Origin of the sequence: Rhodobacter viridis, assembly GCF_003217355.1 — a bacterium.
Lineage (GTDB): Bacteria > Pseudomonadota > Alphaproteobacteria > Rhodobacterales > Rhodobacteraceae > Rhodobacter > Rhodobacter viridis.
The window spans coordinates 1-20,950 of record NZ_QJTK01000011.1 but is presented as its reverse complement, the minus strand read 5'-3'; the positions used below and the strand labels follow the sequence as shown (position 1 = coordinate 20,950).

The following is a 20,950-nucleotide window of genomic DNA, read 5'->3' as shown; positions in this document are numbered from 1 at the left end:
CTCACTCGGCGGCAGGTTGGGCGGCGTCGCGGAGCGCTTTCTGCTCGGCGGCATAGGCCAGGTTGCGGGCGCGGACTTCGGCGATCGAGTCGTATTTGCCGGTGTATTCGTGCAGCACCTCGCTGAACTTCACCGCGTCCGAAACGGTCAGATCGGCGTTCATCTTCGCGGTGCGGAAGCCCGCGCTGATCGGCGCATCCGGGGCCGAGATGTCGATCGCCGCGAGCTGGCGCATCGGCGCATAGATCGCGTTGTAGATGTCGCGGGCGAAACGCACCCAGCCCTCGAAGCCCTTGTAGGGGCCGTTGTGATAGGCATGGGCATTCAGATACGGCACGCCGTGTTTCTTGACGAATTCGCCCGGGCGCTTGCCGGTGAAGATGATGTCGGGCTTGAGCATTTCGATCGCCTCGACCGACTCAAGCTCGTTCGGATCGTCGATCGCAAGCGCGCCTTCGCCGCAGCGCGACACGCCCTTTTCCATGTCGCCCTGATGGCCGAACTTGGTGTAGACCGAGACGACCTTGAGGCCCATCTCTTCCTCGATCGCATGCGCCCAGTGCCAGAGCTTCGAGCCACCGGGCCAGAGGCACACTTTCTTGCCCTGCAGCCGTTCCTTGTACCAGTCGAGCTGCGGTTTCCATTTCGCATATTCCTCGGCGATCAGCGCCTCGGCCTTGTCCTCGATGCCGAAGAACAGCGCGACCTTGCGCAGCGAATTGGCGAGCGGCTCGAAGCCGAACCCGTCGATGTCGAGGCGCGGAATGCCGTAGCGCACGCGCAGCTCGTCGCAGATATATTCGGCCGAGCGCGCGCATTCGAGCACGTTCAATTGCGCGCGGTGCATCATCCGCAGGCTGTCGTAGCTGCCGTTGCCAGTGAAGGTCGACAGGACATGGATGCCGATGCGGTTGAAATAGTCGATCATCACCTCCTGGTCGCCCTGGATGTTGTATTCGCCGACATAGTTGATGACGTGCTCGCCGAGGTATTCCGGCTCGACCGTGCCGACCTTCTGATTGAGCCAGGCGATGTTGATCTTGTGGTGACCGCCCGATTGGCTCGGCCCCGCGAACCCGGGCGAGTTGCAGACGAACACGTCCACATCGCCGCGTTCCGCCATCACTTCCTTGGCGATGGCATCGACGTCATCGCCGATCAGCGCCGTGGTGCAGGTCTGGTAAACCGTCATGCGCTTGATGTTCGGGAAGGCGTCAAAGGCCTCGTGCATCGACTTTTTCAGCAGCCCCTCGGCGCCGAAGACGACGTGCTTTTCCTTCACATCGGTGGCGAAGGTGTATTTCAGCTGGAAGTTGTCGTTGTCCGAGATGTAGCGCTTGGTCTGCCAGGTGTCATAGGTGCAGCCGTTCGGCCCGTGGGAGATGTGGATCACGTCCTTCATCGGCGTGCCGATCACGTGTTTCGCGCCGCAATAGGCGCAGCCGCGTTCGGAAATCGTGCCGGGGATCGTGTTCAGGTAGCCTTTCGGCAGGCAGGAGGTCAGATCCTCGCCCGCCGCCTTCATCACCGCGTGCTCCTTGCGCTCGGGGATGCATTTCGAGACTTCAAACTCATGGTAGGGCATTGACCTAACTCCATGCGAAAGGGGGGGAAGGGCACCGGGCGCGGTGCCCCGGTGCATCAGTCCATCAGGCCGTATTTGACGACCATGGCTTCCAGCTCATCCATGGCGAGCGGCTTCGGGATCACGAAATCCTCGTTTTCGATGATCTTGCGGCCGAGTTCGCGATATTCCTGCGCCTGATTGGCCTCGGGCTGGAATTCGGTCACGGTCTGCTTGTTGAACTCGGCCTTTTGCACGATGTTGTCGCGCGGCACGAAGTGGATCATCTTCGAGCCGATGGCCTTGGTGAATTCGTCGAGGAATTCCTTCTCGCCGTCCACATTGCGGCTGTTGCAGATGATCCCGCCCAGACGCACGCCGGATTGCCGGGCGTATTTCGCCAGACCCTTGCAGATGTTGTTGGCGGCATATATCGCCATCATCTCGCCCGAGGCGACGATGTAGACCTCCTCGGCCTTGCCGTCACGGATCGGCATGGCGAAGCCGCCGCAAACCACGTCGCCCAGCACGTCGAAGAACAGGAAATCAAGGTCTTCGCTATAGGCTTCGTTTTCTTCCATCAGGTCGATGGCGGTGATGACGCCGCGGCCGGCGCAGCCCACGCCCGGCTCCGGCCCGCCCGATTCCACGCAGCGGATGTCCTTGAAGCCGGTCTTCACCACCTTGTCGACGGTGACGCGCTCGGCGCCCTCGATGCGCAACGTGTCCATCACGGTGGCCTGCGGCAACCCGCCGAGGATCAGACGGGTGCTGTCGGCCTTCGGGTCACAGCCGTGGATGAAGACGTTCTTTTCGTGGAAATAGGCAAGGGCTGCGGCGGTGTTCTGAGTGGTCGTCGATTTGCCGATACCACCTTTGCCGTAAATGGCGATCTTGCGGGTCATGAGGTGCTCCTTGGGAAGGGTTGTCTCGTGACGGCGTTTCGTGGCCGTCTGAACCCTATAGAGCAGCCCCCGTGCCAAGGCGGTTTCGGGGCGAAAATCCACCTTTAGGCCATTGTTATTAAATGATTTTACTGAAGAATATCCACCCCGCCGCCCGACAGGATTTCCTTACCGTTATGTAACCGATTACCGTTCGGTAAACGGGTTTCCGAACGCCGCTCTGCAAAAGAAAAGGCCCCGCCGAAGCGGGGCCTGAGCCGGATCAGGTCTGATGTGTCAGGCCGAGGCGCGGTAGCGATGCGGGTCGATGCCCAGCCGCCCCATCCGCAGCCCCAGAACCCGGCGCGAGACCTGCAACAGCTCCGCCGCCTGACCGATATTGCCCTGCGTCGTCTTCAGCGCCTCGACGATCATCTCGCTCTCGACGAGGCGCACCTTTTCCTCGAGCCCCACCCCAAGAGTGGTGCCGGTCTCGCGCGCTGTCTGCAAGGACGGCGGCAGGTTCCAGGCGTGGATCACCTCGTCATCCGACAGGATCACCGCCCGCTCGATCACATTCTCAAGCTCGCGCACATTGCCCGGCCAGTGATAGGCCATCAGCATGTTCAGCGCGGGGGTCGAGATCCGCTTGACCGATTTCTCCATCGCGGCGCAGGCCTTGGCGACGAAATGATCGGCAAGAAGGATGATGTCCGAACCCCGCTCGCGCAGCGGCGGCACGGTGATCGGCACGACATTGAGGCGGTAAAACAGATCCTCGCGGAACCGCCCTTCGGCCACCATTCGCACCAGTTCCCGGTTCGTCGCCGCAATCACCCGCACGTCGACCTGCACCGGCGTCGTGCCGCCCACCCGTTCCAGCGTGCGATCTTGCAGCACGCGCAGAAGCTTCGCCTGCACCGAAGGGCTGAGTTCGCCCAACTCGTCGAGAAACAGCGTGCCCCCGTCGGCCTGCTCGAACAGCCCCTTTCGCTGCACGATGGCCCCGGTGAAGGCGCCCTTTTCATGTCCGAACAGCAGGCTTTCCGCCAAGGTTTCGGGAATGGCCGCACAGTTGAACCGCACGAAAGACTTGCTCGCCCGGTCCGAGGAATAATGGATCGCCGAAGCCACCAGTTCCTTGCCCACGCCGCTTTCGCCGAGGATCAGCACCGTCGCCCGCGTCTTCGAGACCTTGCCGATCAGGTCATAGACATCGGCCATCATCGCCTTGGAATTGCCGATGATGTTCCCCGGCTTGAAGCGCTCGCGCAGCGCATCGCGCAGCTCGCGGTTCTCGCGTTCCAGCTCCAGCTTCTCGACATTGGCGATCAGGTAAAGCTCGACCGTCGGCGCGATCATCAGCGCGATCGCGGCCAGAAACTCGGCATCCTGTTTCAAAAGCCGCTGGTTGATGTAGCTGCGTTCACCGCCGATCGTGCCCAGAACCTTTTTGCCGAGCATGATCGGAACACAGACGAAGGCGACCTTGCGCCGGGCGTCGTTCGCATGCGCCCCGGTGCGATCCAGAAAATCGGGGCTCTCGTGCAGTCGCGGCGCGATGATCACCCGCCCCGTCTCGGCCACCTTGCCGGTGATGCCTTCGCCCATCGCATAGACGCCGCGGCTTTCCTCCTCGGGGGTCAGGCCGAAGCTTTGATGGATGAACACCTGCCCGCGGCGGCGATCCATCAACGAAACGAAGCCGCGCTCCATCCGCATGTCGGAGCGCATCATCTTCAGGATCATGCCCAGACTTTCGCCCAGATCCGGCGCTTGCGAGATCACCGCGTTGAGCCGGTAGAGCGTCGGCAACAGGTTCACCCGGCATTCCCCGGTGAAGCACTGGCCGAATTCGTCCTCGGGGCTGGCCTGCCCGAGTTCGAGCGCCTCGACGTGATCCTCGGCGACCATGATCGACTCCGCTATGTAGCGATTCCATATAACGATAGGCTGCGCAGCATATCGGCACCAATCCAAGCGATGCGCCAGACTCTGTGCAGCGGTGCGGATCAGAAAGCCGGGCCTGCCCGAAATTCGGGCGAGCCTGCCCCGCCCGCAGGCGCTTTGGGAAGGTCTCAGGGCAACGGCGCGGGGCGGCGGCGCAGCACGATCAGCACCAGCGTTGAAAACAGCCCGAGCGCCGCAGAAAGCACCAGCGCGCGGCGAAATTCCCCAACTGAAACCGCGTTGTAGATTTCGAGCGAGATCGTGTTGGTGCGGCCAAGGATATTGCCACCGAGCATCAGCGTGACGCCCACCTCGCCCAGCGAGCGCGCCGTGGCCATCAGCAGCCCCGCGCCCAGAGCGCCCGCGATATTGGGCAGGATCACCCGGGCAAAGATCGACAATTCTCCATGGCCGAGGGTGCGCGCCGCCTCGGCCAAGTTCCGGGGCAGCGCGGAAATCGCCGCCTCGACCGGTTTCACGACGAGCGGCAACCCGACGAGGACCGAGGCGAGAAGCACCCCCGCCTCGGAAAAAATGAAGCCCGCACCGAAGCTTGCCTCGATCCAGCCACCAAGGCCGCGACGCCCGAGAAGCATCAGAAGACCAAAGCCCAGCACGATCGGCGGAAACACCATCGGCAGCGTCACCACGATGTCGAGGACGGTGCGGCCGGGCCAGTGCCGGTTCGACAGCGCCCAGCCCAAGGCCACCCCCAGCGTCGCATGCAGGCACAGCGTCGCCGCCATGATCCGCAGGCTGAGCCCCAGCGGAAAGGCAAGGCCCGGATCACCGAGCACGGCGGCGACAGCCTCCATGCGTCACAGCCCGTAATGGTGCAGGATCTCTTGCGCGGGCGGCGTGGCGAGGAAGGCGGCAAAGCCCTCGGCCGAGGCATCGAGCACGCCGCAGGTGATGTCGATCGGCTGATAGAGGCTCGGATCGACCTCGACCCAACCGCCCAGATCGTCCTTGGCACCGATCGCATCGGTGATGTTGAGGAAGCCCGCATCGACATCGCCCGTGGTCAGATAGGCGGTCACCTGCGGCACCGTCGCGACCGTCACCAGCTTCGGATCGACCTTGGCCCCAAGCCCGGCATGGTCGAGATATTGCCGCCCCGCCTTGCCGTAAATCGCTGATTTCTCGTCGGGAATCCCGACTTTCGTGATGTCGTTCTCGGCCAGTTTGGCGGGGTCGGCAAGGCTCATCCCCTTGCGAAAGGCCACGACAAGCTTGCCCTTGCCCATCGGCAGAAAACGTTCGAATGTCAGCCCCTCGGCCTTGGCGAGCACCGCCTTGTCGCCACAGACCATCGCCATCTTGCCGCTTTCGCGCGCCTGCCCCAGCACCTGCCCCATGTTGCCATAGACCTCGCCGACGCTCTTGCCGCTTAGCGCCTCATAGGCGGCGACGGCCTCGGCCATCGGGCGGCGATAGCCCGCGCCCGCGCCGATCACGAGGTCTTCGGCCAACGTGGCAGTGGCGACAAAGATGAGAATGGCCGAGATGGCAAGGCTTTTGCGCATGAGGAACTCCTGTCGGTTTTGCGGGCTGGACAAGCGCCGCTCATCGCTATGTAGTCCTTCCTTATAGCGAATAGGTCAACTCCCCCGCGCCCATGCAGGACAAACACCGTGCCAAGTGCTGCCCCTCTTGCCATTACGCTTGAAACCCGGCTCTCGGGGCCGGATGGTCCGTTCCGGCTTGACGTCGATCTGAGCGTGGCGGCGGGGGAATTTCTGGTGCTGACGGGGCCTTCCGGGGCGGGCAAGACGACGCTGTTGCGGCTGATCGCGGGGCTGACACGGCCTTTGCGCGGCGTGGTTTCGATGGCCGGACAGGTCTGGAGCGACACGGCGTGCGGGATCGATCTGCCGGTTCGCGCCCGGCCGCTCGGCTTCGTGTTTCAGGACTATGCCCTGTTTCCGAACATGACTGTGGCGGGGCAGATCGGTTTTGCGCTGCACGACCTGCCGCAGTGCGAACGGGCAGATCGGGTCGCCGAAATGCTCGATCTGGCAGGGCTCACTGGGCTGGCCAAAGCCTATCCGGCGCAGTTGTCGGGCGGGCAGAAACAACGCCTCGCGCTGGTGCGGGCCTTGGCGCGGTGCCCGAAACTGCTGCTCCTCGACGAGCCGCTTTCCGCGCTCGACCCCGAGACCCGCGCCCGCCTGCAAGGCGAATTGCGCCGCTTGCACGCACATTTCGGCGCCACGACGCTGATGACAAGCCACGACCAAACCGAGGCGCAGCGTCTGGCCGACCGGGTATTGCGGCTTGAGGCCGGACGGCTGAGCGCCGCGTCCCTTTCCTATCCCCCTTTGCACCTTGTGCGTGCCTGAAAGCCCCGGAGGCTCCATGAACATCCTTGTTTTCCAACATCTTGCCGTCGAACACCCCGGAACCCTGCGCGATGTCTGGGCCGCTGCGGGGCACCGCCTGACCACGGTCGAGCTGGATGCGGGCGAGCCGATCCCGCCGCTTGAGGGCTTCGATCTGATGGTGGCGATGGGCGGGCCGCAGGATCTTTGGCAAAAGGACGAACTGCCCTGGATGCGGGCGGAACTGGCAGCAATCCGGGCTTGGGTGGCGGGTCTCGGGCGGCCCTATCTGGGCATCTGTCTCGGCCATCAACTGCTGGCCGAGGCCCTTGGCGGCAAGGTCGGGCCGATGGCCGCGCCCGAGGTGGGCCTGTGCGAGGTCACCCGCACGGCAGCCGGGGCAGCAGATCCGATCTTTGGCGGCCTGCCCGCGCGGCTCACGACCTTTCAATGGCACGGCGCCGAGATCATACACTTGCCCGAGGGCACGGTGGTTCTGGCGGAAAACGACGCTTGCGGCGCGCAGGCGATCCGCTGGGGGCGGCACGCCTGGGGGCTGCAGTTCCATGTCGAGATCACCGAAACGACGGTGGCCGACTGGCAGCAGATCCCCGCCTATGCCGAAAGCCTGCGCCGTGCCTTGGGCGAGACCCGCGCGGCCGGGCTTGCGGCCGAGGTCGCGCCGCATCTCGCGGCCTTCCGCGCCACCGCCGCGCAGATGAACGCGGCGCTTGCGACGGTGATGGCAGGGGCCTGATCCGGCTCAGACGTCCTTGCGCGGGCAGGCATCGCCCAGCCTCGGCGCGCCCTCGGCCAGACCGATCCAGGCCGCCACCGTGTCGCTGTCGAACCCCGCGCGGCGCTCCGCGCCCACCTGCATCAGCGGACGGCGGATCAACAGCGGCTCGACCAACATCAGGGCGAGCGCCTCGGCCTCGGAGAGCGCCTCGGGGCGGATCTCGCCCGACCGGACCCGCGGCGCAGCGGCATTGAACCACTCCACCACCGGGCGGGCGCCGAAAAACGGCCGCAACGTCGCCTCGGTCCAAGCTGCGGCGAGCAGATCGCGCACCTCGAGCCGATGACCCGCCGCCGCCAGAAGCGCCTTTTGCCGCGCATTGCCCGCGCAACCGGGCTTTTCCCAAAAGATCACATCCGCCATCCCGTCCTCCTGTCGCTTTGGAAAAGGCCCAGCAGGAAACGTGCCGGGGCGCGGCCCGAAAACCGCCCCGGCCTGCCGAGGCTCAGAACGTCGCCTTGGCATTGATGAAAAAGCTCCGGCCCTGCGAAGGATAGCCGTAAACCGTCGCAAAATCCTCGTCGAACATGTTGTTCACCCCCGCCGAAAAGGTGACCCGGTCGTTCACCGCATAGTCTGCCGAAAGATTGGCAAGCGTGTAGGAGCCAAGCTGGAAATAGCTGCCGCTGTTCGAACTCCAGTTGCCGTCCGAATATTCGACGCTCGGACGGATCGTCAGACGGTCGGTCGGGCGGATGTTGGCGTAAAGGAAAAGCTTGGCATCGGGAAAGCCGGTCTGATGCAGGGTGGGGTTGCTTGGGTTGCTGACATGGGTGCGCAACAGCGACAGGCTGCCGCCAAAGGCGAACTTGTCCGAAACCTGATGGTCAAGCGACAGGTCGAGCCCGTAGCGATAGCCGTCGCCGACGTTCTGGTTTTGCTGCACACCGCCGGTGAGCGTGACCGACTGGATCAGCTCATCGACGTCGGCGTAATAGGCCATGGCCGAAATCTGGCTGCCCTCGGCATAGCTCTTTTTCCAGCCGATCTGGGTATTGACCGCGCGCTCGGGGCGCAGATCCGGGTTCGAGGCCGCCCCGCCGAAGCGGGTGGAATAAAGCTCGAACAGCGTCGGAAAGCGGGTGCGGTCCGAGATGTTGGCGAACAGTTCGGCGTCTTCCGAATAGTGCCAGATCGCCGCGAGTTGCGCGTTGAGCGCGTGGGCCGACGACGGTTTGTAGCTGAAGATACCGGTCGGATAGACATGATCCTCGGCGCGCGAAATATCGCGGTAGTCCCAGGAAATCCCCTGCACCAGATCGACCGCCGGTGTCGCGTGGAAGGTATTTTCCAGCGCCACCGAATAGGTATCCATCACCGCATGCTGCACAGGTTCCGTATAGCCGGGGTTGTATTTGTGATCCTGTTCCGAGTGATCGTCGTGACGGAAATGGAAGGCCGCCTTGAGCGTATCGGAAGATCCGAAATCCCAACCGAATTCCGTCGATCCGCCGATCGCATAATCGGAATATTCCGAATGCGCGGCATTCGTGCTGGCTTGCGTCGTGCGCGTGGCGGAATCAAACATGTCGATCGCGTTATCGAAGGTCTGATAATAAACCCGCGTCTTCAGCGTTCCGCTTTCGCCCACCATCGTGCGCGTATTCAACGCCAGCGTCTGCACATTCCACCAAGGCCAGGACCAGTAGCGTTGCGTTCCGGTGGGATAGATATTGTCCGGGGCGCCTTTTTGACCAACCGAGCGGGTAAAACTCAGCGAATATTCGTCGGTGTCGTTCGGCGTGAAACCGAGTTTCAGGTTGACGCTCTTGTCCTCGGACGAAGACCAGTCCCGTCGCCCGCCGTTTTCGACCGCATTGGGGGTGAAATCCTTCGACAACTCCCAGCCCTTGCTGTCCTTGAAAGTGCCGCTGAGTTGGAAATAGAACCGCTCGCTCCGCATCCCGACGCGGGCATAGGTCTTGAACCCGTCGAAGCTGCCGTCATTGCCCCATTTCGCCTCGGTGCGGATTTCGCCTTCCTTCGGCTTCGTCGGGGTGCGCGAGGTGAGGTTGATCGCGCCACCCATGCCGCCCGGCCCGTCGAGCACCGAGACATAGCCCTTGGCGATTTGCACCTCGGCCACATCGTCGGTCAAAAAGCGCGAAAAATCAAGGCGGTTATCGGCAGGCAGATAGATCGGCACGCCATCGAGCGAGAGCGGTATTCCCCAGCGGTTGAACCCGTGGATATAGATGTCGGCCTCGTTGCGCTGGTTGCCCGTCAGCGCGCTTGAGGCCCCCGGCACGACATCAAGCACCCGGTCCAGACTATCCTTGCGATGCGCCTCGAGCGTGCTGCGTTTGATCGTGGTGCCACCAAAGGAGGTGAAGGCGAGTGTGCCTGCGCGCGGTGCATAGACGTGAATCTGACCAAGGTCATAGATGCCGCCATCCTCTGCAATGGCCATTCCGGCCGCAAGAACCGTGGTGATCCACAGGGCGACCCCGACCGGGATCTGTCTCGGGCCAAGGCCCGTCGCTATCGCCTTCATCTCTGTCCCTCATTCTTTTGTTCAAGGCTTGTCATCGAAAGGAGGCTTGCCCCTTCGATCGACCTGCCGCCCCGGCGCCCTCCCTTGCTACCGATATAAACGACAAGTATATAGCGAATCGTTAACGGAAAATTGACGGCTTCGCAATCACCCAGTTGAGTCCCTTGGAGGCAGGATGCCCATGGTGTTCCACAGGCGAAATCCGCCCCTCACGTTGCCGATATTGGCGGCGCCGTTTTCCGTGAAACACAAGGCGCCAATTCCGGCATCTGTTTCCCGCCGCAGTCACTCTGCAACTCATGGCGGAATTGCCGAGTTTCGCGCCGTCAATTCACGCATCGAAATGATGGATTGCGTAAATTCCACGCGGTTTGAAAACTTGCTCGCTCCCCTCACCTTCAATAGAAAGCCGAGACACGCATGAAAACCCTCTCTCTCCTTCATCTTTTCCCGCTGGCCGCCGTGATCTGCCTCGCGTCACTTGGCCCGATCCATGCGCAGCAGCAAATCCAGGGGCAGGCCCCCGCGCCGAAGTGCCCCGAGGAAGCGCAGCCGATTCCCGAAGAGCTGTCGGGCTGGACCGCGCGCAGCCCGATCATCGCCGCCGCAGATCCCGCGCATCTCGGCGCGGCGATGCTGCACCTTGGCAAGGGGGCCGATGCGACGCTCTTGCCGACCCCCGAGGTGACCTATGCGGTGCGGCCGGTAAAACCGGGCGGCAAGGTCAGCTCGGGCGGGATGTTCGAGATCACGCTCGATCATGCCGGTGTCTATCGCGTGGCGCTCGACACCCGGGCCTGGATCGACGTGGTGGTGGCGGGCAAACCCACCGAGTCTCTGGGACATTCGGGCGGACCGGCCTGTTCGGGGATGCGCAAGATCGTCGATTACGCACTGCCCGCCGGCACCCATGTGATCCAGCTTTCCGCCGCCGAGGCAAAGGCGAGCGCGATCCTCGTGACCGAAAGGAAGTGAGCATGGCCCGCCCCGTTCAGCCCGTCGCGGCCCTGACCCTTTCCGTCGTCGCATTTGGACTTGCGGCCACGATGGCGCCCGCCGAAACGCAGATCCGCATCGATCTGGGCCGCAAGCTTTTCTATGATGCCGACCTGTCCTTCACCGGCACGATGGCCTGTGCCACCTGCCACGAACAGTGGCACGGCTTCACCGACAACAACCGCGGCCATCCCGGCATCTATGACGACCCGGCCAAGCGCAACGTGCCCGGCCTTGCCAATATCGGCGCCTTCAAGAACTTCACCTGGGCGGACAACAGCCTTGGCACGTTGCAACGGCAGGCGCGCAACCCGCTTCTGGGCACCGCTCCGATCGAGATGGGGGTGAGCGGACACGAGGACGAGGTGGTGGCCCGCTTCGCTACCGATCCCTGCTACGACAAGGTTTTCGCGGCGGCCTTCCCCGAACGCGGCGGCGAGGTCAGCCTCGACACCATCACGCTGGCACTTGCCGCTTTCGAGAAAGCCATCGTCTCGACCGACAGCGCCTGGGACAAGGCCGAGGCCAGCGGGGCGGCCCTCGCCAACCCGACCGCCGAGCGGGGCCGCAAACTGTTTGCCGAGAAGGGCTGCGCGTCGTGCCACACGCCGCCGCTGTTCAGCGACGATGCCTTTCACAAGGTGACCGAGTTGAAGGAGGGCGAGGCCGATGCGGGCCTTGGCGATGTCACCGGCAAGGCTGAGGATCGGGGGATGTTCCGCACCCCGTCGCTGCGCAATGCCGCGATGACCTTCCCCTATTGGCACGACGGGCGGGTGGAAACGATCACCGAGGCGATCGCGCTGCATGATCCGGCGCTCACCGGCCAGCCGCAACCCACCGGAAACGAAGTTGCGGCGCTGATCGCCTTTCTCGGGTCTCTGACGGATCACACCATGCTGGAAAACCCGGCCTATGCGCTGCCGCCGGAAGCGTGCCCGTTGAAACCGTGATACTGCGGGCGGCCGGGCTTGCGCCGCGGCCGCCCGTTATTCCCGAAACCGGATCGAGAGGGTGAAGGCGAAACGCGCGCCGGGAAGCCCCACGGGGGCAGCGGGGAAAGGACCCGCCCTTTTCACCGCCCGAAGTGCCATCCGATCCAGCACCGGATTGCCCGAAGATCGCGCCACCGCCGCCCCGGCAAGCCGCCCCGTCTGCGAGAGCGTCAGCCGCAGCCCGACCGTTCCCGTCGCCCCGCCGCCCTCGGCCGCCCGTTCGATCCGGGAGCGGATCTGCGCCCCCCATCGCGCCGTGAGGCTTGCCGCAGCACCTTGCGGTGCCGCGCCGCTGCCTAGACCCGCTCCCGCGCGCGCGACCGCAGACGCGGCGGCAGGCGCCGCCGCTTTCGGTTTCGAGGTGTCGGGGCGCTTGCGGTGTTTTCCGGGCGTGGGCTTTGCCGTCGCGGCTTTGGGGGGACGTTTCGTCCCCTGCGATTTCGGCGGCGCAGGCAGACTTGGCACGGCCTCCGGCACCAGCGGGCTTGGAAGCAGGATCGGCACGACCGGATCGGGGATCGGCGCGGGATGGGGCGCCCTCTCCGGCGCGGCATCCTCCGTCTGCCCGGTCACCGCAGGGGCGGGGCGCGGGGGCGTCGTCATCGGGGGGCTTGGCGCAGCCTCGGGCGCGGCCACGGCGGCAGACGGGCCGTCGCCGCCATCAAGCTGAAGATAGACCGCCTCGGGGGGCGCCGTCTCGCGCCCGAACCGTGCGTCTGCCTGCAGCAGCGCCACCGAGGCCGCCGCCGCAAGCGCCGCGACGATCCCTGCCGCGAGCGGCCACAACAACACCTCGCCCCGCCGCGCCTGCGCGTCAACGGCGGCCAGCCAATCCCCGCTCGCCGTCATGGCGCGTTGCCATCCGGCACCGCCTCGAGCCCGACCAGCGCCACCTTGAAAAATCCCGCCGCGCGCAGCAGATCCATCACCGCCATCAGATCGCCATAGGCCACCGCCCGGTCTGCGCGCAGAAAGATGCGGGTGTCATGATCTCCCGCCGTCGCCGCCTCAAGCGCCGCGCCAAGGCGCTCGCGCGGCACGTCCTCATTTGCCAGATGCAGGGTCAAAGCTTTGTCGAGGCTCAGGAAAATGGGAATGTCCGGGCGCTCGGCGGGGGCCGCACCGGACGGCGGCAGATCGAGCGGCACATCGACCGTCGAAAGCGGTGCGGCCACCATGAAGATGATCGTCAGCACCAACATCACATCGATGAAGGGCGTCACGTTGATCTCATGCGCCTCGTCCATGTCGCCGTCCTCGGCGCCGGGACGGATCATCGCGGCCCGCCCCCGACGCGAAAGTCGAGATCGCGCGACAACAGCCGTTCCACCCCCGCCCCGGCATCGGCCAGCGCCAGCCTCCACCCCGCGAGGGCGCGCACGAAGAGGTTGTAAAGCACCACCGCCGGGATCGCCGCGCCAAGGCCTGCGGCGGTGGCCAGAAGCGCCTCGGCAATGCCGGGGGCGACGATGGCGAGGTTGGTCGAGCGGGCATCGGCAATGCCGACAAAGGCGTTCATGATGCCCCAGACCGTGCCGAAAAGGCCAACGAAGGGGGCGGTGGCGCCGATCGTCGCCAACAGACCGATGCCACGGCGCAGCCGCGCCGCCGCCTGCGCCTCGGTGCGCAGGGCGATCGAGGCCACGCGCTCCTTCAGCCCCGCCGTCCCGGCCAAGGCGAGCGCAGGTTCAGAGCGCAGCACCTCGGCTTGGGCGGCGTTGGCAAGAAAACTGGCCGGGTCGAGCCGATGCGCAAGGGCCAGAGCCGCCGCTTCGAGGCTGTCGGCCGCGCGGATGGCGCGCGCGGCGCGGCGCACCCTTGCGCGGGCCAGCGCGAGTTCCACAGATTTGACCAGGGCCACCGTCCAGGTCAGCAGCGCCGCACCGGCCAGAAGCGCCATCACGCCTTGCACCAGCGGATGCGCCGTCGCGAACATGTCTTTGAGGGTGAGCGGGGTGGTCCCGATCACGGGCGCGGCGACGATCTGTGCGGGCGTCGGTGTCGGCGGAAGGGTCTGTGCCGAGAGTGCGACTGGCAGCCCGACAAGGAGGAGGACGAGGAGGAATTTCATGGTCTTGCCTGCCGCTTGCGACCCACGAAGCCGGAATGACGAGGGGTGATACAAAAGGTTAACGATATGCAGTCTGAATATATAGCGATTGCCCCTCACGATCCCGTGATCGGCTTCGCCGGGACATCACTTGGCACGCAATCTGCAAGAAAGTTGCGAAGAGAAAAATCCGCTCGGATCGACATGTCTTCGCATTTGCGGCGCCGCGCTCTGGTGACGGCCTGCAGCCCCGTTTATCTTCACAGGTGCCCATCCGGTTGGAAGGGACCGCTTCGACCGCTTTTGACGGAGGCGTTGCGGCAAGCACACGGTCCGCTTACCCTACGTCGCGTCATCACAACTGTTGCGCTGCGGCACGCACGTCGGGCAGTAAGGGGCTGCGTACGCATCTCGCTGCGGCACGCTCAAGCGGCCGCTTCGGCCCCATGCGCAGGAAGGGCCGACCGGCCGCTCAGGGCCTGATCCGTCGATCTCGCAGTGCGCATCGTCAATTCCGCGATTCTCAGCGGTTACGCATCCCTGTGCAGGCCCGTTTTCCTCCTGTTTTGGCTCGCGCTCATGGCACCTCTTTCTCCCCGGCTCACGGCTCCGAGGACCCATCACTCTCTGCGAGCGCCACCTGATATCTTGCGACCGCGGCCGCGAAGGCCTCGGCCGCCGCTGCGTTCGAGAACATGTATTCCTCCGTCACGCCGGACCCGGACTGAAACGTCAGACGGCCGTAACGGCAGATCGGGATCTGATGGTTGTCCTTGAACCGCCGATCGGGCGAGCCGTCCTTGTTCGCCTTGGCCCAGGTGTGGCCGATGACCTCGGCATCCTTCGGAACGCCGTCTTCCTCCTGAAAGGGCGAATTTCCCGCCGAAATCGAGAGTTCTCGAATGTCGATCAGCGCGAAAGCGCCATCCACGCGCGGGATGACCGCTACACCGGGATAGATCAGGATGTCGTCGCCGTTGACGTTCTCGAAGCGCATCGCGCGCCCGGGGAAACGGATCAGATCCGTCGCGCTGAACTCCAACCGGACCGGATGACGGTCGATGACGCGGCTCGCCGTTGTGCGCTCCGCCACCCGGTTCGCCGCCCTGTGAGAGGTGACATCCCATTTCTTCGCGCTCTGACGCAGCGCCTCGAACAGCCGGACCATCTCCGCATAGGCGCGCTGCGCGGCATCCCCGGACTCGAAGGTCACGTCGATCTTCGTGCTGCCCTCCCAGGCGATCAGCCTTGCGACCTCGGCTTGGGTCACGGGCAACTCGACCTCAAGCTCGGCGATGCGTCGTTTGTAAAACCAGCGGAACAGGCTTCGGCGGCGGCGATGCAGCTCGTTTTGCTGCGCCGCCTCGGCGTCCTTCGCCTCCTTCAGATCCGCAGTGACCTGCGTCCGCTGCTCGCGCGCCTGCGCAATCATGTCCCGCAACGGCAGCAGCGAGGTGCTGGTCAGAACCTCGACCGAGGCGCTGGCGATCTCGTTCATCCCCGAGACCGGCATGTAGATTTTCGCCGAGGCCGGGGCGTTCTGGGGAAGCGCGGAAGGCGCAAGTTCCACCGCTCCGGGCGATGAGGTGAACGGAATGACGGTGGTGCTGAACCCCAATCCGGTTCCGGGCAGCCCGACCGTCGCCCGGACGCCCTGTCGCCCGACGTTGACGGATGCGCCCGGGACCGCGATGCTCGTGCTGATGCCGCGCTTGCCGACATTGATGCGGACGCCGGGAAAAAGTGTGAAGGCCGACCCACATGCCACATCCTGCGACGGCACAGGGGGGGACGGTGCCCGGCTTCGGGTCCATCCGATCACATGAGCAAACTGCCCGCCCAAGCGGCAAGGATGACCAGAACCAGCCCCGGCACGACGCGCAGGGCAAAGCCACGCCCGCCGCTGATCGCCGCCACCAGGATCTTCGTTGCCGTATTCGCGCTCAGCCCGGCCAGGATCGGCACCACCGCCGCCTCGGGCGCGACCTTGCCCGCCGCGACCAGCGTCGCCACCGAGATCGCCGAGGCATGGGTATCGACCAGCCCCGCCGCCGTCGCCGCCAGAAGCACGCCGGACCCGCCGAAATTTGCCTGCAACCCGGCCGCGGTGACCAGCACCAGCGCCAGCACGGTGCCGAAGATCAGCGCCGTCTTCAGGCTGAAAGCGCTGCCGGGGCCGGGCGTCTCGGGCGCGGGGTGGCGCATCGCCGCGAGCGTCAGCACCACCCCGTAGGCCACGGCGGTGCCCCCGGCAAAGACCAGCGGCAGGATCAGCTGGCGCAGCGTCGGCAGGCTGACCGCCGCCAGCACGAGCGCCATCTGCAGCACCGTCGCCACGGTCGAGAGCACCGCCCCCGCGACGCAGGCGGCCCGCATCTCGGGCGATTGCAGCGCCCGTGCCCCCATCGCGCCGATCGTCGCGGTGCTGGAGACGAAACCGGAAAGCGCCCCCGAAAGCGGCAGCCCGAACCGCGCCCCGAACAATCGCACCGCCAGATAGCCCGCCGCGCCGATCGCCATCACCAGCACGATCACGATGCCCAGGGAATGCGGGTTCAGCGCCAGCCAGGGCCCCATCGGCCGATCCGGCACCAGCGGCAGGATGACGAGCGTCGCCGCGGCAAAGATCAGCGTATCGTCAAGCTCATCCTTGGAAATCAGCGTCGTGACCAAGGTGTGCAGCCAGGCCTTGAGATGCAGCAGCACTGTCACCGTGACGGCGATCGCCGCCGCCATCTGCGGCGCGGGGATGCACAGCCCCCCCAGCAGCACCGTCAGCAGCAGCACGATTTCCGTGGTCAGCCCCGGGTCCTGATGCGGCCGCTTGCCGTAAGACACGGCCAGCAGCCCCGCGACCGAGGCGGCGACGACGGCCAGAAGCATCCCCCCGCCCAGACTGAAAGCCACCGCCCCGGCGGTCGAGGCGATGGCAAAGGTGCGCAGCCCCGCAGGCGAGCGCGCCGGTCCTTCGCCCTTGCGCCGCTCGCGCTCGGCGCCGATGAGCACGCCCACGGCGATCGCGCTCACCAGGTTCAGGACGGGCGGAACGAGGATCGGCAGCGTGTCCATGCGGGCCTCCGGAGCAATTAGGTGTTCAGTCCCGGCATCTGGTGGTTCGGCTTTAGGATGGATCGATCCGGCTCTGAGGTCCAGACCTTGCAGATGTATTCGTAGGGCGTGAGGCCGCCGAGGGTCTTGAGCCTGCGGGCGAAGTTATAGGCTGCCAGGACGTCGGCGAGATCTGTGCGCAACGGATCGTGACTGTCGTCGTGGAAGCGTTTGACGGTGGCGTCTTTGATTGTCCGGTTCATCCGCTCGACCTGACCGCCTCTCGGGTGGTTTGCTCAGGCGATGCTCGATCCCGTTGGCCTCGCAGAGTTGGAGGGGACCGTGGCCCCTGTGGGGCCGCGCAAGCCCCGGAAACGGCGAAGCGCATTGGCCGGGAATAGAGGGGGTTCCGGCTCCGGGGCCGCTCGGCGAACTGGATGCCATTATCGGTCAGAACCGTGTGGACCTGGTAGGGCACGGCTTCGCGCATATGCGGCAGGACCTCCCAGGCCGTCTTTCTGTCAGCAGTTGCAACGAGTTGAGTGACAGCGAACTTGGCAGTCCGGTCGATTCCGACGAACAGATAGAGCTTGCCCTCCGCCGTCTGCACCTCAGCGATGTCGATGTGGATCGAGCCTGCGTGGTCGCCATCGGTTCGAGACCCGCTGGCGAGGGCCGATGGGGTAGCGCTTGAACTTCTGGCGCTTGGGCTTGTCGCCTTCGACATCCGGCAGGCGCGAGATGCCATGACGCTGCAAGTACCGATGCAGCTCTGACCGTGTCAGATGCGGGATCGACGACTGCAAGGCATAGAGACAGTCGTCCAGTGGCGGCAACGTGTGCCGCCGGAATGTGACAACCATCGCCTCTTCGGCCTCGGTCAGCACGGTGGACCGCGGTTCCGTCGGCCCGGTCTACATGTCCTCGACCGTCGCGCGCTTGCGCCACTTCGCCACCGTCTTCGGATTGATGCCGAGCTCCCGGCTCAGCTGCGCGAGCGAAGCTTGCGATCATTCGGGCCAGCCCTTGAACCGATGGCGCCGCACTGGCTCGATCATGGCGCTGCCATGACGAACTTGTCCCAAAGTGCTTCCTTCCATTCTTGCGAAAGGATCGCACCATCAAACCGTGGGATCAAACACCTAGCCTGATGTCAACGTCTCCCGGCTCTCTCCACGGGCGCTGCCGATGCGGCTGAGGTGGCATATTCCGTTGCGGCGACGCTGCGGACAGGACGCCGGGGCCCGCCTCGGTGGGGGCTGAGGAGACTGATCGGTCATTTCCCCTCCCACGGAGCGGGCGTGATCGACCCTGTTCAAGCACAACCCATAAGACGCTCGGCGGCAGAGCGCATCTATGCTAGGTTGAAAAGGACGTCCCGTGGCAGCATCCCTTCCGACGATGCCTCGATCGGCTTTGGCCGTGGATTTGGGTAACGGCGTGAATTCGATACAGGGCAGTTGAATGATCACGATCGAGCAAAGATTTGCAGCGGTGAGCCGACCTGCCGGCTTTGATTATCTGCGGCTCGTGCTGGCCTCCCTGGTTATCGTCTGGCATTCGTTCAGCGTGACCGGAATTGGCTACGGGGCGGTTTTCGACGCCCTCGGCGTGTTCGGAGAACTTTTCTTTCCGATGATCCTCGGGATGTTCTTCGCATTGAGCGGATTCTTGGTGGCCGGAAGCCTCGAGAGATGCCAGACCCTGATCTCGTTCATGGGACTGCGCGTCATCCGCATCTATCCCGCGCTGGCGATGGAAGTTCTGCTGAGTGCGTTCATTCTCGGGCCGACGCTGACCCAGTCGCCGTTGGGAGAATATTTCACCTCCCCGCTGTTCTTCACCTATCTCTACAATATCCTGGGACACATCCACTACAAGCTGCCGGGCCTGTTCCTTGACAACCCGGTCTCGGGGATCGTCAACAGCCAGCTCTGGACCGTGCCGTGGGAACTGGGCTGCTACCTGTCGCTGGCCGGTCTGGTGCTCATCGGGGCGCGCAAATGGCCGGTTATCTTCGTGGCGGCGATGGTCTTCGGGGCGGTCTGTTTCAACTTCATCGAGCATGTGCCACGCGGCACCCGCCTTCTCGTCGCCTTCTTCGGCGGCATCTCGATCCATTACTACAGGCACAAGCTGCCCTGGAACCTAAGCCTCTTCCTGGGCGTGCTTGTGATCGCCTTCGCTGGCGTGCTGCTGGAGCAGAGGGGGCTTGTAACCCTGTGCATCCCCTACATCACGATCTATCTGGGCCTGTGCAATCCGCGGCGGATCTTCGTGATCCAGGGGGCAGATTACTCCTATGGCATGTATCTCTACGGCTATGTCATTCAGCAGGCGCTGTACCAGACGCTGCCCTTCGCCCGCGACTGGTACACCAACACGATCCTGACGCTGATCGTCGCGGCCGCGTTTGCGGCATTCTCCTGGATCTGCGTCGAGAGGCCGGCCCTCGGGCTGCGCAAGGCGGTCTTCCGGATCGAGGCAGCCTGCCTCAGGATGCTCCGCAGGCAGGCCGTGACACGATAGCCGCCATCGGTGCCGTGGGCCGGACGGTGGCCCGGGCACCCGCATCGGTGGCGGTCGTCCGGTTTGCGTCCTCAATCTTGGAAGGTCGATTGTCAGCGGTGCCTATACCCGATGTTCCAATGAAATAAGGGTTTTGCGATGCTCGCTCTGTTCGACGGCGGTCGAGATGTTGGACGAGGGTGAGGGCGGCGATGTGGTGGTCTGGGGTTGCCCGGTGATCACCGCCGACAACGAGCGTCGGATCTGGCCCGATGAGCTCAAGGCGATGGCGGTGAAGAAGATCGAGGCCGGCACCAAGATCGTCACCGTCGCCAAGGAGATCGGCGCCAACGAGTCCCTGGTCGCGAAAGGAGCGCGCGCCGAATTGCCCGAGCTGTCGCGTCGGGGGCGGCCGCAAGGCAAAGCTCCGCAGTTCGTCGAGGTGATGGCGCCTTCGGAACCGGCGCGCCACGAGGCAGACGGGCGCCGCGGACGCGGCCGCCTGTCAGATCCGGATCGGCGACGCCGAGATATCGCTGCGCGGTGACTTTCCGACCGAGCAGCTGGCCGAGATCCTGCGTCGGGTCGAGGGCCTCGCAATGAGTTACCACACCCCGAGCGACCGCATTTCCCTCGCCACCGAGCCGATCGCTCGTCCTTGGGCTTGAACCAATGGCGCCCAACGCTCGTTTCGCAAGGGCGTGGACGGGTTGGTGGCGCATGTCGCGAGCCAGTTCCAGCTTGCCCCGTTCGACGGGGCGATCCCGGTTTGAACCGTGGCGGGTTTGCCGGAGGCGGCAACTTCTGAGTAGGATGGAGCATCATGAGCAAGACGAGGAACAAGTTTTCGCCCGAAGTGCGTGAACGCGCGGTGCGGCTTGTCCTCGACAGGTCGGCGGACCGCGCCATAGGTTCAAGCGGATCGCCGAACGGGCAGCACGGGTCGCGCTAGCAGGCGGTCATGCCGCTTGCCGCGAATATCGGCTGTGCGCCGCAGAGCCTGAATGACTGGGTCAAGACGGCCGAGGTCGAGAGCGGCAAGCGGGCGGGCATCTCCCGCGAGATGGCCGAGCGGATGAAGGCGCTGGACCGCGAGAACCGCGAGCTGCGTCAGGCGAACGAGATCCTCCGCAAAGCGTCAGCGTCGATCCTGTCACTCGAACCGGTGGCGTGAGGTGGTCCCCGTTTTCCGGACAGATTTGCGGCGTTGCTAAGCTTGCCCGTTGATCAAACCGCCGCCTTTAGGTCTTGGCCCTGATGGGCCTCAACCGGTGTCCTTCCGCCAAGCGCCGAATGGGGGCGCTGCGTGTTGTAGAAGTCGATCCATTTGCCGATGCCTGC

The 20,950-nt window shown here is 64.6% G+C and carries 19 protein-coding genes and 2 pseudogenes; 7 read left to right on the top strand and 14 right to left on the bottom strand.

Translation table 11 applies throughout. The features are described from left to right. Position 1 precedes the first annotated feature (1 nt). The 5 genes from anfD to modA all read right to left on the bottom strand — a co-directional run bounded on the left by anfD (position 2) and on the right by modA (position 5,924). Positions 2-1,585, bottom strand: a complete 1,584-nt coding sequence (gene anfD, locus C8J30_RS13365; RefSeq protein WP_110806350.1) for a nitrogenase iron-iron protein, alpha chain — start codon at positions 1,583-1,585, stop codon at positions 2-4. Positions 1,586-1,641: 56 nt separating this feature from the next. Beyond that, on the bottom strand, positions 1,642-2,469 hold the full coding sequence (gene nifH / locus C8J30_RS13360; RefSeq protein WP_110806349.1) for a nitrogenase iron protein: 828 nt from the start codon (positions 2,467-2,469) through the stop codon (positions 1,642-1,644). 276 nt (positions 2,470-2,745) lie between these two features. Beyond that, positions 2,746-4,362, bottom strand: a complete 1,617-nt coding sequence (locus C8J30_RS13355) for a sigma 54-interacting transcriptional regulator (RefSeq protein ID WP_110806348.1) — start codon at positions 4,360-4,362, stop codon at positions 2,746-2,748. A 164-nt stretch (positions 4,363-4,526) separates the two neighbouring features. Further along, positions 4,527-5,213, bottom strand: coding sequence for a molybdate ABC transporter permease subunit (gene modB, locus C8J30_RS13350; protein WP_110806347.1), 687 nt, complete (start codon positions 5,211-5,213; stop codon positions 4,527-4,529). A gap of 3 nt (positions 5,214-5,216) precedes the next feature. Beyond that, positions 5,217-5,924, bottom strand: a complete 708-nt coding sequence (gene modA, locus C8J30_RS13345) for a molybdate ABC transporter substrate-binding protein (protein WP_110806346.1) — start codon at positions 5,922-5,924, stop codon at positions 5,217-5,219. A gap of 108 nt (positions 5,925-6,032) precedes the next feature. Between modA and C8J30_RS13340 the strand changes: the two genes are divergently transcribed. Further along, positions 6,033-6,740 carry an ABC transporter ATP-binding protein gene (locus C8J30_RS13340; protein WP_110806345.1) on the top strand — a complete coding sequence of 236 codons (708 nt, stop codon included), beginning with the start codon at positions 6,033-6,035 and terminating at the stop codon, positions 6,738-6,740. A 16-nt stretch (positions 6,741-6,756) separates the two neighbouring features. Next, the gene (locus C8J30_RS13335) at positions 6,757-7,476 is read left to right on the top strand and encodes a type 1 glutamine amidotransferase (protein ID WP_110806344.1); all 720 of its coding nucleotides are present in this window, start codon (positions 6,757-6,759) and stop codon (positions 7,474-7,476) included. Positions 7,477-7,482: 6 nt separating this feature from the next. Here C8J30_RS13335 and C8J30_RS13330 read toward each other — a convergent pair whose 3' ends face one another. Together C8J30_RS13330 and C8J30_RS13325 are read right to left on the bottom strand one after the other, a co-directional pair. Beyond that, positions 7,483-7,881, bottom strand: a complete 399-nt coding sequence (locus C8J30_RS13330; RefSeq protein ID WP_110806343.1) for an ArsC/Spx/MgsR family protein — start codon at positions 7,879-7,881, stop codon at positions 7,483-7,485. 82 nt (positions 7,882-7,963) lie between these two features. Beyond that, on the bottom strand, positions 7,964-10,012 hold the full coding sequence (locus C8J30_RS13325) for a TonB-dependent receptor (protein WP_110806342.1): 2,049 nt from the start codon (positions 10,010-10,012) through the stop codon (positions 7,964-7,966). 420 nt (positions 10,013-10,432) lie between these two features. On the opposite strand from C8J30_RS13325, the gene C8J30_RS13320 reads away from it, so the two are divergent. Together C8J30_RS13320 and C8J30_RS13315 are read left to right on the top strand one after the other, a co-directional pair. Beyond that, positions 10,433-10,987 (top strand): homogentisate 1,2-dioxygenase, encoded by a 555-nt coding sequence (locus C8J30_RS13320; RefSeq protein WP_110806341.1) that lies wholly within the window; start codon positions 10,433-10,435, stop codon positions 10,985-10,987. A gap of 2 nt (positions 10,988-10,989) precedes the next feature. Further along, a complete protein-coding gene (locus C8J30_RS13315; protein WP_110806340.1) occupies positions 10,990-11,961 on the top strand; it encodes a cytochrome-c peroxidase in 972 nt (323 codons plus the stop codon). A 36-nt stretch (positions 11,962-11,997) separates the two neighbouring features. On the opposite strand, the gene C8J30_RS13310 is transcribed toward C8J30_RS13315, so the two are convergent. The 6 genes and pseudogenes from C8J30_RS13310 to C8J30_RS13285 form a co-directional block, all read right to left on the bottom strand. After that, the gene (locus tag C8J30_RS13310; RefSeq protein ID WP_110806339.1) at positions 11,998-12,852 is read right to left on the bottom strand and encodes an energy transducer TonB; all 855 of its coding nucleotides are present in this window, start codon (positions 12,850-12,852) and stop codon (positions 11,998-12,000) included. Beyond that, entirely contained in the window at positions 12,849-13,280 is a 432-nt protein-coding gene (gene exbD / locus C8J30_RS13305) for a TonB system transport protein ExbD (protein ID WP_110806338.1), read from the bottom strand. The genes C8J30_RS13310 and exbD overlap by 4 nt, the downstream gene beginning before the upstream one ends. Beyond that, on the bottom strand, positions 13,277-14,074 hold the full coding sequence (gene exbB, locus C8J30_RS13300; RefSeq protein WP_110806337.1) for a tonB-system energizer ExbB: 798 nt from the start codon (positions 14,072-14,074) through the stop codon (positions 13,277-13,279). Before exbB ends, exbD begins: the two co-directional genes overlap by 4 nt. 580 nt (positions 14,075-14,654) lie before the next feature. Next, a complete protein-coding gene (locus C8J30_RS13295) occupies positions 14,655-15,821 on the bottom strand; it encodes a DUF4236 domain-containing protein (protein ID WP_110806433.1) in 1,167 nt (388 codons plus the stop codon). Between the two features lie 50 nt (positions 15,822-15,871). Continuing rightward, positions 15,872-17,122 (bottom strand): MgtC/SapB family protein, encoded by a 1,251-nt coding sequence (locus tag C8J30_RS13290; protein WP_110806336.1) that lies wholly within the window; start codon positions 17,120-17,122, stop codon positions 15,872-15,874. Between the two features lie 17 nt (positions 17,123-17,139). Beyond that, a pseudogene (locus C8J30_RS13285) lies at positions 17,140-18,186 on the bottom strand (IS481 family transposase). Between the two features lie 379 nt (positions 18,187-18,565). On the opposite strand from C8J30_RS13285, the gene C8J30_RS13280 reads away from it, so the two are divergent. The 3 genes and pseudogenes from C8J30_RS13280 to C8J30_RS19065 all read left to right on the top strand — a co-directional run. Then, the gene (locus C8J30_RS13280; RefSeq protein WP_110806335.1) at positions 18,566-19,630 is read left to right on the top strand and encodes an acyltransferase family protein; all 1,065 of its coding nucleotides are present in this window, start codon (positions 18,566-18,568) and stop codon (positions 19,628-19,630) included. Positions 19,631-19,796: 166 nt separating this feature from the next. Continuing rightward, complete coding sequence (locus tag C8J30_RS13275) at positions 19,797-20,156, top strand: hypothetical protein (RefSeq protein ID WP_110806334.1); 360 nt, start codon at positions 19,797-19,799, stop codon at positions 20,154-20,156. 276 nt (positions 20,157-20,432) lie between these two features. Next, a pseudogene (locus C8J30_RS19065) lies at positions 20,433-20,753 on the top strand (transposase); the annotation flags it as partial. 83 nt (positions 20,754-20,836) lie between these two features. Here the strand turns inward: C8J30_RS19065 and C8J30_RS13265 are convergent. Further along, on the bottom strand, positions 20,837-20,950 hold a 114-nt coding region (locus C8J30_RS13265; RefSeq protein ID WP_146227913.1), incomplete at its 5' end, for an integrase core domain-containing protein.